Source organism: Methylobacterium sp. D48H (assembly GCF_053345715.1).
This window is the reverse complement of the sequence record NZ_JBKFAP010000017.1, coordinates 89979-102482: the sequence shown is the minus strand read 5'-3', so window position 1 is coordinate 102482 and position 12504 is coordinate 89979. Positions and strand designations below refer to the sequence as shown.

General features: G+C 73.2%; 9 protein-coding genes. 4 read left to right on the top strand and 5 right to left on the bottom strand.

The features are described from left to right. Positions 1 to 98: 98 nt before the first annotated feature. The 5 genes from ACLBX8_RS22795 to ACLBX8_RS22775 all read right to left on the bottom strand — a co-directional run bounded on the left by ACLBX8_RS22795 (position 99) and on the right by ACLBX8_RS22775 (position 5818). Entirely contained in the window at positions 99 to 1148 is a 1050-nt protein-coding gene (locus ACLBX8_RS22795; protein WP_091675797.1) for a ketopantoate reductase family protein, read from the bottom strand. Positions 1149 to 1427: 279 nt separating this feature from the next. Further along, the gene (dgcA, locus tag ACLBX8_RS22790; protein WP_447699979.1) at positions 1428 to 2411 is read right to left on the bottom strand and encodes an N-acetyl-D-Glu racemase DgcA; all 984 of its coding nucleotides are present in this window, start codon (positions 2409 to 2411) and stop codon (positions 1428 to 1430) included. A gap of 163 nt (positions 2412 to 2574) precedes the next feature. Further along, positions 2575 to 3588 carry an N-acetyltransferase DgcN gene (gene dgcN / locus ACLBX8_RS22785; protein WP_447699978.1) on the bottom strand — a complete coding sequence of 338 codons (1014 nt, stop codon included), beginning with the start codon at positions 3586 to 3588 and terminating at the stop codon, positions 2575 to 2577. A 258-nt stretch (positions 3589 to 3846) separates the two neighbouring features. After that, positions 3847 to 4398, bottom strand: coding sequence for a GNAT family N-acetyltransferase (locus ACLBX8_RS22780; protein WP_091928083.1), 552 nt, complete (start codon positions 4396 to 4398; stop codon positions 3847 to 3849). A gap of 253 nt (positions 4399 to 4651) precedes the next feature. Next, positions 4652 to 5818 (bottom strand): type III PLP-dependent enzyme, encoded by a 1167-nt coding sequence (locus tag ACLBX8_RS22775; protein WP_020091146.1) that lies wholly within the window; start codon positions 5816 to 5818, stop codon positions 4652 to 4654. A gap of 762 nt (positions 5819 to 6580) precedes the next feature. Between ACLBX8_RS22775 and ACLBX8_RS22770 the strand changes: the two genes are divergently transcribed. The 4 genes from ACLBX8_RS22770 to ACLBX8_RS22755 all read left to right on the top strand — a co-directional run bounded on the left by ACLBX8_RS22770 (position 6581) and on the right by ACLBX8_RS22755 (position 12500). Next, positions 6581 to 7087: a GNAT family N-acetyltransferase gene (locus tag ACLBX8_RS22770; RefSeq protein ID WP_447699977.1), complete on the top strand. Its 507-nt coding sequence runs from the start codon at positions 6581 to 6583 to the stop codon at positions 7085 to 7087. Between the two features lie 427 nt (positions 7088 to 7514). Then, complete coding sequence (locus ACLBX8_RS22765) at positions 7515 to 9614, top strand: methyl-accepting chemotaxis protein (protein WP_447699976.1); 2100 nt, start codon at positions 7515 to 7517, stop codon at positions 9612 to 9614. A gap of 126 nt (positions 9615 to 9740) precedes the next feature. Beyond that, a complete protein-coding gene (locus tag ACLBX8_RS22760; protein ID WP_447699975.1) occupies positions 9741 to 11183 on the top strand; it encodes a lipopolysaccharide biosynthesis protein in 1443 nt (480 codons plus the stop codon). 129 nt (positions 11184 to 11312) lie between these two features. Then, on the top strand, positions 11313 to 12500 hold the full coding sequence (locus tag ACLBX8_RS22755; protein WP_447699974.1) for an FAD-binding protein: 1188 nt from the start codon (positions 11313 to 11315) through the stop codon (positions 12498 to 12500). The last annotated feature ends 4 nt before the right edge of the window (positions 12501 to 12504 follow it).

The window sequence follows — 12504 nt, the reverse complement described above, 5'->3', positions numbered from 1 at the left end:
AGCGACGCAATCCAGCGGCGCCACGCCGACCGATGGCGCGCCGCCCCGGGTCACTTCGCTCCGCTCGTGATGACGGAGCGAAGCGAAGGCAGCGCCCGTCAGCCCTCGATGATGCGCTCGTCGAGCTTGCGGTCGACGGTCTCGACGGTGCGGTCGATCTCGGCGTTCGGCTCGCCGAGCTGGTGCGAGATGAGCTTCACCAGCAGGTCGACCCGCTCGATGTAGGGCGCGCCGTTCGCCACGGCCCGCGCCGCTGAGGACGGCTTCAGCAGGCTCTCGGCGGCCTTGGCGTACTTCTCGAACGGCACCTGGTCGGCCGCGTCGGCGCCGAGCTTCCGGGCGATGCCGTCGACGTGGTCGTAGATCGCCCGCGACCGCGCCAGGTCGCCGTGGACGGCGTCGTGGATGGATTGCGGCTCGCCCGGGGTGATGCAGCGGTAATTGCCGGTGAGCAGCATCGACCACTTGGCCAGCGGCACGAACAGCGAGTCGAACACCTTGAGCTTCACCGGCACGTCGTGCCCGTCGAGGCGCACGGCGTCGATGTCGGCCTCAAGCTCCCGGAGCAGCCGGTTATGGGCCTCGTCCGCGAAGGTCGCGGCCTTGAAGTTCGTCGGCAGGCCGACGTGGAGGACGTTCGCCTCCTCCTCCGGCGGCCGGAAGGCCTGCGGATCGGGGGAGCAGAGCGACACCAGACCCGGCTCGAACCGGTCCCACACGCCGGCATTGGTGTAGGCGTCCTCGAGGTCCATGGCGGCGAGCGCCGGGATCCGCTTGAGGTAGGGCAGCGGCGGCATGTTCATGATCGACAGGCACGGCAGCTTCGCCGCCGCGATCTTGATCATGAGGACGCGGATCGTGTGGTTGTTGTACTGCGGCTCCTGCATGGCCAGGCCGACGAGGTCGTAGCGCGACACGTCGACGTCCTCCGGCGGCATCGCGTCGACCTTGCCGGGCAGATCGCGCGAGTGGATCGCGCGGTGCTCCTTCTCGTCGCGCAGCTTGATGCGGACCTCGGTCCCCTCGCGGTTGATCAGGTCCGCGGTCTTCCGCCGGCACACCAGGGTCACGTTGTGACCGGCCATCAGGAGCTTGGTGCCCAGGAGCGAGCCGTAGGAGGCCCCCAGGATCAGGATGTTCTTGGCCACGTCGGTCCTCCCCAGCATTGAGACTTGCTGTGTGTTGTCTGGCTGCTGGGAACAGCGCGTCCACGCCACGGCCCCAAGCGCACGTGCGATGGATGGCAGCCGGGCGAGCGGAAGGCAAGCCTTCTGGTATACCTAATCCCAAACCCTTTGTGAGGCCCCGCCGGTGACAGGCGGGGCGATCCCTATCCTCCGCACCCGGGATCTCCACAGGGTGGCGCCTCCGGGACATCGCGCGGGACCCTCTCGGGACCGCGGACGACGACCACCCCGCCGCGGGCCCTAGCCCCAGAGGTCCGGCGTCGGCGGGTGCATCAGGCTGCCCTCGTAGCGCAGCGGCGGGTCACGGTCCCGGGCCAGCAGCAGCGGCCCGTCGAGGTCGACGAACTCCGCGTCGTTGGCGAGCAGCGCCGCCGGCGCCATGCCCAGCGAGGTCCCGAGCATGCAGCCGACCATGATCGAGAGCCCCCGGGCCCGCGCCTCGCGGGCGAGGAGCACCGCCTCGGTCAGGCCGCCGGTCTTGTCGAGCTTGATGTTGATCGCGTCGTAGCGCCCGGCCAGCGCGTCGAGGCCGGCGCGGTCGTGGAGGCTCTCGTCGGCGCAGACCGGCACCGGGTGGGGGATCTCGGCGAGCAGGGCGTCGGCGTCGGCCGGCAGCGGCTGCTCGATCAGCGCGACGCCCGCTCGCAGGCAGGCCGCGAGGTTGGCCTCCACGTTCTCGGGCCGCCACGCCTCGTTGGCGTCGACGATCAGCCGGGATTCCGGCGCGCCGGCCCGCACCGCGGCGATGCGCTCGGGATCGCCGTCCCCGCCGAGCTTGACCTTGAGCAGCGGCCTGTGGGCGGCCTTGCGGGCGGCCTCCGCCATGCTCGCCGGCGTGCCGAGGCTCAGCGTGTAGGCGGTGATGGCCGGCCGGGGCTCGGCGAGACCCGCGATCTCCCAGGCGGGACGGCCCTGCCGCTTCGCCTCGAGGTCGAACAGCGCGCAGTCGAGGGCGTTGCGCGCGGCGCCCGCCTTCATGCGGGTCATGAGCGCGTCCCGCCCGATCCCGGCCGCGATCGCCTCCGCCTGGCCCTCGATCAGGGCACTGACGCTCTCGACGCTCTCCCCGTAGCGCGGATAGGGCACGCACTCGCCGCGCCCGACCGCGTCGCCGTCCGCGATCGTCGCCACCACGACGGCGATCTCGGTGCGGCTGCCGCGGGAGATCGTGAAGGCGCCGGCGATCGGGAAGCGCTCGACGGCGAGGGTCAGGCGGCGGGCCATGTCGTACGGTCTCCGGTTCAAGCCTGCGGTCGATGCAGCCCGCTCCGTCATCACGGGCGGAGCGAAGTGACCCAGGGCAGCGAGCGGCCGGTTGGCATGCCGCTGCTGGATTGCTTCGCTCCGCTCGCAAGGACGGCGTGAGAGCCGGCACAGGGAAGCGGTATCAGATCGCCGGGAAGTCGGCGACGATCCGGTCGACCAGCCCGTCGACGCCGAAGCGCACCGGGTCGGTGGCGGGCAGGCCGTGCTCGGAGCCGAGCGCGTCGAGGAGCGCCCGGGCCTCGCCCTCTGCGAGCGCCTGGGTGTTCACCGCGATGCCGACCGGCTTGATCCCCGGATTGGTCAGGCTGCCGAGCTGCACGGTGAGGTCGATCACCTGCCGGATGGTCGGAAGCGGGTGCTTCACGCCGCGCATGTTGGTGCGGGTCGGCTCGTGGCAGACCACGAAGGCGTCGGCCTGCGCGCCGTGGAGCAGGCCGAGGCTCACGCCCGCGAAGGACGGGTGGTAGAGCGAGCCCTGGCCCTCGATCAGGTCCCAGTGGTTCGGCTCGGCCTCGGGCGAGATCGTCTCGACGGCGCCGGAGATGAAGTCGGCCACGACGGCGTCGATGGCGACGCCCCGGCCGGAGATGAACACGCCGGTCTGGCCCGTGGCGCGGAAATCGGCGTCGAGGCCGCGCTCGCGCATGCCGCGCTCCAGGGCCAGCACGGTGTACTTCTTGCCGACCGAGCAGTCGGTGCCGACGGTGAGCAGGCGCCGCCCCGTCCGCTTCGTGCCCTTGCCGGTGGGGAAGCGCTCGTCGGTGTGGCGGACGTCGTGGAGCTGGCGGCCGCGGCGGGCGGCGGCCTCCGCGATGGCCGGGACCGCGCCGAGCTTCACGTGCAGGCCGCTCGCCACGTCGAGCCCGGCCTCGATCGCCGCGACGATCTCCTTGACCCAGTGGTCCGGCAGGACGCCACCGGCGTTGACGACGCCGATCACCAGGGTCCGGCAGCCCTTCGCCAGGGCCTCGGGCAGGGTCATGTCGGGGATGCCGAGATCGGCGGCGCAGCTCGGCAGGCGCATCTGGCCGACGCACCATTCGGGGCGCCAGTCCTTGATCCCGTAGGCGGTCTTGGCCGCCAGCGTGTCGGGCACGTCGCCCAGGAACATCAGGTAGGGCGTGGCGATCTGCATCGGTCGAGCAACCTTCTCCGGGAGGCCGGCGGACCGTCTATGCGGGATCGCGGGCGGCGTGCGCAATGCATGGGGCTGGCCAAGGCGGTCGATGCGGTCGCCCCACGGAGCATACCGGCTCTGCACGCCGTCATCGCGAGCGCAGCGAAGCGACCCAGGGCAGCGCGGCGTCATTGAGCGGGGCGCGACCCTGGCTCGCTTCGCTCCGCTCGCGAAGACGGTTCGTCGCCTCAGATCGGCGGAGCGCCGAAGCCCCGTTCAGGCGGCGCGTCGTCGCGCCACCCCCGCCTCGTTGGCCACCGCGCCCACCGGCGCCGGCACGCCGGTCGCCCGGACCATCCCCTCGGCGCCCGCCAGCGCGCCCGCGCGCAGCTCGAGACCGAGGAAGCGCGCGCGCTCGAACGGCCCCGGCAGGGTCAGGCCCTCCGCGAGCGCCCGGTCGAAGCCGAAGCGCGCGTAGTAGGGCGCGTCGCCGACCAGCAGCACGGCGCCGTGTCCGAGGGATTCCGCCCGGCCGAGGGCCGCCTGCATCATCACCGAGCCGAGCCCCTGGCCCTGGATTGCCGGATCGACGGCGAGCGGGCCGAGCAGCAGCGCCGGGCGGGCGAGCCCGGCCTCGACGTGCCACAGCCGCAGGGTGCCGACGAGCCGTCCCGCCCGGGTCGCCGCGAAGGCGAGGCCGCGGGCCGGCAGGCGGCCCTCGCGCAGGCGCTCCGAGGTCTTGGCGCGCCGATTGCCGGGAAAGCACGCGTCGAGCAGGCGCTCGCGCGCCGGGACGTCGTGGAGATGCTCCGCGCGGATCTCGATCATGGCTGTGCCCTCCCCGGGCCGGCGAGCGGGAGAAGCGATTGTCTGTGACCGAGAGCCGGACGCCCTCGGTCGACGCGGTGGTGGACGTCAGCGTCCGGCCGGGTCGCCCTCCCCGTCATCACGAGCGAAGCGACGTGACCCAGGGCAGCGAAACGTCGGAAGGCGTCGCGCGTCCCTGGATCGCTTCGCTCCGCTCGCGAGGACGGAGGAGCCTGCGTCCCTCAGCCGGAACCCGTCCTGATCCTAGGAAGGATCAGATGACGATCTGCTGAAGGGGCGGGAAGCCGTTGAAGGCCACCGCCGCGTAGGTCGTGGTGTAGGCGCCCGCGCCCTCGATCAGCACCTTGTCGCCGATCGAGAGCGAGACCGGCAGCGGGTAGAGCTGCCGCTCGTAGAGCACGTCCACCGAGTCGCAGGTCGGGCCGGCGATGACGCAGGGCTCGGTCGCCTCCCCGTCCCGCGCGGTGCGGATCGGGTAGCGGATCGCCTCGTCCATGGTCTCGGCGAGCCCCCCGAACTTGCCGATGTCGAGGTAGACCCATCGGACCTCGTCGGCCTCGGCGGACTTCTTCGACACGAGCACGACCTCGGCCTCGATCAGGCCGGCATTGCCGACCATGCCGCGGCCCGGCTCGATGATCGTCTCGGGGATCTGGTTGCCGAAATGCTTGGTCAGGCCCCGGAAGATCGCCTCTCCGTAGCTCTCCACGCCCGGCACCGCCTTGAGGTACTTGGTCGGGAAGCCGCCGCCGAGATTGACCATCGAGAGGCCGATGCCGCGCTCCGCGCACTCGCGGAAGATCGCCGCCGCGGAGCCGAGCGCCCCGTCCCAGGCCTCGGTGTTGCCCTGCTGCGAGCCGACGTGGAACGAGATGCCGTAGGCCTCGAGCCCCTGGCGGTGGGCGTGCTCCAGCACGTCCGCGGCCATCTCGGGCACGCAGCCGAACTTGCGGGAGAGCGGCCAGTCGGCGCCCGCGCCGTCGCACAGGATGCGGCAGAACACCCGCACCTCGCCCGCCGGCACGCCCAGCGCGTCGGTGGCCCGGGCGATCTTCTCGACCTCGGCCTGGCAGTCGACCGCGAACAGGCGGATGCCGAGCTTCAGGGCGCGGCCGATGCAGCGCTCCTTCTTGATGGTGTTGCCGAAGGAGATCCGGTCGGCGGTGGCGCCGGCGGCCAGCACCATCTCCATCTCGGCCACCGAGGCGGTGTCGAAGCAGGAGCCCATCTCGGCGAGCAGGCGCAGCACCTCGGGGGCCGGGTTCGCCTTCACGGCGTAGAACACGCGGGTGTCCGGCAGGGAGCGCGCGAAGGCGGTGTAGTTGTCGCGCACGACGTCGAGGTCGAGGACCATCACGGGGCCCTCGTCCTGACCGAGGTCGCGGCGCACGCGCAGGAAGTCACGGATGCGGTCGGTCATGGTTGTCTCCCGGCACGGGTTCGCGAGCGCCCTACGCGGGGCGCGCTGTCGAAGATGACGGCCCGAACGGGCCGCCGGCGTCAGGGGGCGATGCGTCGCGCGGACCCACGCGCTTTGGAGACGCGTGCGTCGGAGCGGGCGCAGAGCACCCGGAAGCTGCCGTGGATTGGAAGGGAGGACCCCCACCGCACGCCGGGCAAAGAGAAACAAGCCTCTTCGGTGCCGGCCTGTGGAGGGCCGACGAGACCAAAAAAGCCCGTTCGTCGTTGCTTTAAGCTGCGTCCCCCGTGGAGAGCGGGGTTCGCCGGTTTCGCCTCCGGCTGCCGGTTGTTGTCGGGGTCCGGTGTTGCCACCTGGATGCCGGCCGTAGGGATCCACCCTTGCGACCATCGATCCTTTAAGACCCCTGGCGGCTGTCCGGCAGTTGACCGGATGCCCACCAACCGACACGCGGCCACAGGCACGTGCGAAATTGGGCACGGCGCATATACGGAGACGGGACCCGCGCGACAAGGGGAAACCGCCCCGGAACGCCCGCTTTTCCGCCCGCAATCCACACCCCGCGCGCTCCGTTGCAAAAACGACGCATCGACGACGCGCCCCGACCGCGTCGACGGGGCCGTGCGGGCTTCCCAAGCGGGGCGGAAGCGGGCATCTGACCGGACGGGGCAGAGTACTCAGGCGAGCGAGCGAGCGATGGCCGGGCCGACCAGATTCACCGCGACGGCGCGGGCGTGAGCGCCTCCCTGTGAGCGCCCGGTCATGAGCGCCCCCTTGCGCAGCCCGGTCGGCGACGGGCTCCCCGAGCCGGCGATTCGCACCGCCACGCTCGCCGATCTCGACGCCCTCGTCGCCCTGGAGCACGCCGCCTTCGCCACCGACCGGGCCGAGCGCCGGGCGATCCGCCACGCGATCCGCTCGCCCTCCATGGACGTGCTGGCGGCCCTGATCGACCCGCCGGACCGGGATCCCGTTCCGGTGCTCGTCGGCGCCGCGGTGCTGGAGCGGCGGCGCGGCAGCCGGATCGCCCGGCTGGCCTCGATCGCGGTGGCGCCGAATCGCGGCGGCCTCGGCCTCGGCAGTCGTCTCCTCGACGCCGCGGAGGCCCGCGCCCGCGCGGAGGGCTGCGACCGGCTCCGGCTGGAGGTGCGCGCCGACAACGGCGCCGGCATCCGCCTCTACGAGCGCCGGGGCTACACCCGCTTCGCCGTGCGGCCGGACTATTACGAGGACGGGATGGAGGCGTGGCGCTACGAGCGCGCGCTGTAGGCGCCGCGCGGACTGCCGCGCGGACCACCGCCCAGCCGCCGGCTGGCCCGCACACCGTCCCGGCGATAGCGAGATCCGGCCAGGCGCGTCCTCGCGCCACACTCCGTCATCGCGGGGGCACCGGCAGGCCGACAGCGCTGAACCTGCGGCTCTTCGGGAGTGCGCCCGCAGGATACCTGGTCCCTCGCGCCGCGCCACGGACCGGCACAAACCCGCCGCGCGGCCGGCGACCGCGCCGAGATCGTCACGCGAGAATGCGGTCCAATTCCCGACAATCCTCGCCAATTCTGGTCTTTGTCCCATATTACTTCACAATTAGGTCGATCATCGACCTATAAATCCGTACTTCTGTCGAATAATTTCGGTCGATTGCCTGACAAAACCTTACGTTCTAAGACAGAGCATCGCGGGACATGAGATCTCACCGATGACTCGCTGGCTGGGACGCTTCTCGATCCGGACTTTGCTGTGCCTGGTGATCGTCATCATGGCCTGCATGGCGCTGGGCAACGCGGTGCGGACACTCGTCGACGCGCGGGCGCGGGCGGCGGGCGCCGCCAGAGCCCTGACCCTGACGCAGGCGAGCCAGGGCCTCCTCCGGACGATCCTGCCGCTGCGGCTCGAGCGCGGATCGACGCTCGCCCTCGGGGGTGAGGCGCCGGCGGACGCGAAGACCCTGTCGACCATCGCGGGGAGCCGGCAGGCGCTGACCGAGCATTACGGCCGGGCCCGGCGCAGCCTGGGCGATCTGGCAGAGCCGGCGGTCAGCGCGACGCTCGAGCGCCTGAGCACCGCGCAGGCGGCGATGGCGGACCTGCGCCCCCGCATCGACGCGGCCCTCGGGCTGCCGCTGGCCCGGCGTGACCCGGCGCTGCGGGACGCCGCGATGGCCGCCTTCCAGGACCTGCTCGAGGCGCTGACGGCCACGCTGAAGGCGGTCGACGCGGCCATTCCCCGGTCCGATCCGGTGCTGCAGCGCTATCTCGCCCTCAAGCAGGCGGCCTGGGAGACGCGCGTCGCCAGCGGCAACGTCGCGGTCCGGGTACAGGCCTCGCTGGTCGCCGGCGCGGCGTGGTCCCTGCCCGAGACGGTCGCGGCGGCGGCGGAGCGGACCGAGCTTCTGTCCGCGTGGCGCCGCACCACCGAGGCCGCGGTCGACGTCTCGGAGACGGTGCGGGCCGCGTACGAGCGGGCGAAGGCCGCCAATTTCGAGGGCGACACCGAGGCCATCGCGCGGGCGGTCTTCGACGCGCTCAGCACCCACGCGCCCCCGCGCCACACCTTCGCGGAGCTGCGCGACCGCAACACGGTGAACCAGCGCTCCCTCGTGGCCCTCTGCGACGCGGCCCTCGACGCGATGGTGGCGCGCGCCGAAGCCCTCGCCGAGGACGCGCGGGGCGACGTCGCGCGCAGCGGGGCGGCGCTGCTGGCGGTGATCCTGCTGGTGGCCCTCGGCCTGTGGACCCTGTTCGGCGGCGTGCTGCGCCCGCTCCGGGTGCTGACCGCCACGATGGGGGCGCTGGCCGACGGGGACGCCTCCGTCACGGTCCCGGCGCGCACCTACCGCAACGAGATCGGCGCCATGGCGCGGGCCGTCCAGGTGTTCAAGGACAACCTCATCCGCGGCCGCCAGCTCGAATCCGAGGCCGCCGAGGCGCGTCAGGCGGCGGAGGCACGGCGCCGGTCCGACCTGCGGGCGATGGCCGAGCGCTTCGAGCGGACGGTCGGCGGCGTCATCGCCCAGGTCTCGGACGCGGCCACCGCGCTGCAGGGCACGGCGCAGACCATGACGGCCACCGCGACCGAGACCGCCAGCCAGTCCAGCACCGTGGCGGCCGCCGCCGAGGAGGCCGCCACCAACGTCGGCACCGTGGCGGCCGCGGCCGAGGAGCTCGGCGCCTCCGTGGAGGAGATCGGCCGGCAGGTCGAGGGATCGACCCGGCTCGCCCAGGGGGCCGTCGCGGAAGCGGGGCAGACCGGCGCGATGGTCCGGGACCTGAGCGACGCGGTCGCGCGGATCGGCGACGTGGTCGGGCTGATCGCGGCGATCGCCGGGCAGACCAACCTGCTGGCGCTCAACGCCACGATCGAGGCCGCCAGGGCCGGCGAGGCGGGTCATGGCTTCGCGGTCGTCGCCGGCGAGGTGAAGGCCCTGGCCGCGCAGACCGCCCGGGCGACCGAGGAGATCGCGGGCCAGATCGCCGGCATCCAGGGCGCGACCGGCGGGGCCGTGGCGGCGATCGGCGCGATCGCGGAGCGGATCCGGGAGATCAGCGGCGTGGTGAGCGCGATCGCGGCGGCGGTGGAGGAGCAGGGATCGGCCACCCGGGAGATCGTCCGCAACGTCGGGGAGGCGGCCGTCGGCACCGGCGCGGTGACCCGCACGATCCTCGGCGTCGCGGGGGCCGCCGAGGAGACCGGCCGGGCGGCCAACGCGGTGCTCGCGGCGGCGTCCGCGCTGTCGCGCCAGTCCGAGACGCTCGCGGCCGAGGTCGCGCGCTTCCTCGACACCGTCCGGGCCGCGTGACCGGACGGTTCCGGGAGCCGCGCGGGTCTCCGCCCCGATCTCGCCCGTTTAGGGGAGTCTTACGGCTCGCGCGCTACAGCGTACGCAACGGGCGGGGGCAATCCCGCCGCGCATGAGTCGCCGTCCATGGCCGTGATCGTCGCCTTCGTCATCAATGCGGGGCTCAACTTCGTCCTCGGCCTGCTGATCGCCAAGCTGCTGGGCCCGGCGGATTTCGGCCGGTTCGCCCTCGCGACCACCGGCGCCATCGTGCTGAACACGGTGCTGTTCGAGTGGCTGCGCCTGTCGGCGACGCGGTTCTACTCGGGGCGCGTGCGCGTCGACGAGCCGTGGATCCGCCACGGGCTCGACCGGGCCTACCTGCGCATCGGCGCGCTGCTCCTGGCCGCCGCGGCCCTGTGCGGGGCCTTCGGCTTCGCCGGCGGCGCCGACGGGCGCGAGGCGGTCCTGTGCGGCACCGGACTCGCGGCCCTGGGCATCGGCGTGTTCGACTACCACGCGGCCCTCGCCCGGGCGCGGTTCGACGGCAAGCTCTATCTCGGCCTCGTGGCGGTGAAGAACGTCCTGTCCTTCGCCATGATGGCCGCGGCGGCGTGGTGGCTGCCCCAGCCGGCCTGGGTGCTGGCGGCGGCGGGGCTCAGCCAGCTCCTCGCGGTGGCGGTGCTGCGCCACCCCCTGCGCGACCCGCGCACGCCCCTCGAGCGGCCGCGCCTGTCGACGACCTGGCGGGTCTTCGCGCGCTACGGCCTGCCGCTGATCGCCGCCAACACCGCCTACCAGTGCCTGGCCTTCGTCAATCGCGGCGCCATCGCGGGCCATGCCGGCTTCGCCGAGGCCGGCTACTTCGCCCTGGCGGCCGACGTCACCTCGCGCTCGCTGATGACGCTGGGCACCGCCCTCGACCTGCTGCTGTTCCAGTTCGCCGTGCAGGCCGAGGAGCAGAGCGGCCGCGCCGCCGCAGAGGCGCAGGTCGCCGCCAATGCCGGCACCGTGTTCGCCCTGCTGGCACCCTGCGCGGTCGGCTTCTGGGCGGTGCTGCCGGCCCTCCAGGGCCTGGTGGTGCCGGACGCATATCGCGGACCGTTCGAGACCTACAGCACCGTGCTGATGCCGGGCCTGTTCTGCCTCGCGATGATGTTCTACGCCCTCAACCCGGTCTTCCAGATCCGCCGCAAGACCCTGCCGGTGGTCGCCGCCGCCCTGGTCGGCCTCGCGGTGAACGGCGCCGGCCTGCTGGTCCTCCCGGACCGGATGGGCGGGCTCGGCGTCGCGGTGGCGCAGACCGCGGGCCTCGCCGCCGCCGGAACGTGGCTCGGCTGGCGCGCCCTCACCGGCCCGGGGCGCATCGTACTGCCCTGGGGCGAGATCGGCGTCGCCGCGCTCGCCTGCGCGGCGATGGGGCTCGCCCTCGCCCCCTTCCGGCAGCTGCCGCCCGCCACCGCCCTGGCCGTGCTGGTCCCGTCCGGGATGGTTCTCTACGGCGCCCTGGTCTGGATCTTCGACATCGCCGGCCTGCGCCGTCAGGTCCTGGCGCGCCTGCGCCCGGCGCGGACCGTGGCGGCGGAGTAGGCTCACGCGAAGGCGGCGCAGTGGAAATCCCGCCGCTGAAACCCCGCGACTCCGCCTGCGCTTGAATCCGCCGCCGGATCCGGCGACACCCGTCCTGGAATGGATACAAACAGGACCGGGACGGGAACGATGGGCGTCTACGAGCCCGGCACCGAGGCGGAGGCCGGGGAGATCGTGCGGGCGGCCGCCGGGCGCGGCGAGGGCCTGCGCCTCGCCGGCGGCGGCACCGCCGCGGGGCTCGGCCGGCCCGCACAGGATAGCGCGACGCTCTCCGCGCAGGCGCTCACCGGCGTCACGCTCTACGAGCCCGCCGAGATGGTGGTGGCGGCCCGGGCCGGGACGCCGCTCGCCGAGGTCGAGGCGCTGCTCGCCTCCCGCGGCCAGATGCTGCCCTTCGAGCCGATGGATCTGCGCGGCCTGTACGGCACCGCCGGCGAGCCGACCCTCGGGGCCGTGGCGGCGATCAACAATGCCGGCCCCCGGCGGATCAATGCCGGCGCCGCCCGGGACAGCCTGATCGGCGTGCGCTTCGTCAACGGGCGCGGCGAGGCGATCAAGTCGGGCGGCCGGGTGATGAAGAACGTCACCGGCCTCGATCTCGTGAAGCTGATGGCCGGCGCCCACGGCACGCTGGGCCTCCTCACCGAGGTCACCTTCAAGGTGCTGCCCGCCTGCGAGCGGGTGGCGACCCTGGTCTTCTCCGGCCTGGACGACACGCGGGCGGTGACCGCCCTGTCGGAGGCGCTGGGCTCGCCCTTCGAGCTCACGGGCGCCGCGCACCTGCCGGCCGGGATCGGCGCCCCGGAGGCGCGGACCCTGATGCGCCTCGAGGGTTTCTCCGACTCCATCGACTACCGCACGGGCGAGCTGCGGCGCCTGCTGAAGCGCTACGGCCAGCCCGAGATCATCGACGGCGAGACCGGCGCCGCCCTGTGGCGGACGGTGCGCGACGCGGCGCCGCTCGCCGAGCCGCGGGAGGCCGCCCTGTGGCGGATCTCCACCGCGCCGACCCGCGGGCCGGCCCTGGCGGCGGCGGTCGCGGCCGAGCGCGACGCGCGCTGGTTCTTCGACTGGGGCGGCGGCCTGATCTGGCTCGCCACCGGCGCGGCGGGCGATGCCGGCGCCGCGACGGTGCGCCGGGCGGTGCGGGCGCAGGGCGGCCACGCCACGCTGGTGCGGGCCCCCGACGCCGTGCGCGCCGCCGTGCCGGTGTTCGAGCCGCTGGCCGAGCCGCTGATGCGGCTCACCGCCGGCATCAAGGCGGCGCACGACCCCGCCGGGGTGCTCAACCCCGGCCGGATGTACGCCGGACTCTGAAGCT

What these genes read in the sequence shown, in the direction of transcription:
- ACLBX8_RS22775 (WP_020091146.1), bottom strand. Translation starts at nt 5,818, where the DNA reads ATGACCGACCGCATCCGTGACTTCCTGCGCGTGCGCCGCGACCTCGGT.
- ACLBX8_RS22780 (WP_091928083.1), bottom strand. Translation starts at nt 4,398, where the DNA reads ATGATCGAGATCCGCGCGGAGCATCTCCACGACGTCCCGGCGCGCGAG.
- ACLBX8_RS22770 (WP_447699977.1), top strand. Translation starts at nt 6,581, where the DNA reads ATGAGCGCCCCCTTGCGCAGCCCGGTCGGCGACGGGCTCCCCGAGCCG.
- dgcA (WP_447699979.1), bottom strand. Translation starts at nt 2,411, where the DNA reads ATGGCCCGCCGCCTGACCCTCGCCGTCGAGCGCTTCCCGATCGCCGGC.
- ACLBX8_RS22765 (WP_447699976.1), top strand. Translation starts at nt 7,515, where the DNA reads ATGACTCGCTGGCTGGGACGCTTCTCGATCCGGACTTTGCTGTGCCTG.
- dgcN (WP_447699978.1), bottom strand. Translation starts at nt 3,588, where the DNA reads ATGCAGATCGCCACGCCCTACCTGATGTTCCTGGGCGACGTGCCCGAC.
- ACLBX8_RS22760 (WP_447699975.1), top strand. Translation starts at nt 9,741, where the DNA reads ATGGCCGTGATCGTCGCCTTCGTCATCAATGCGGGGCTCAACTTCGTC.
- ACLBX8_RS22755 (WP_447699974.1), top strand. Translation starts at nt 11,313, where the DNA reads ATGGGCGTCTACGAGCCCGGCACCGAGGCGGAGGCCGGGGAGATCGTG.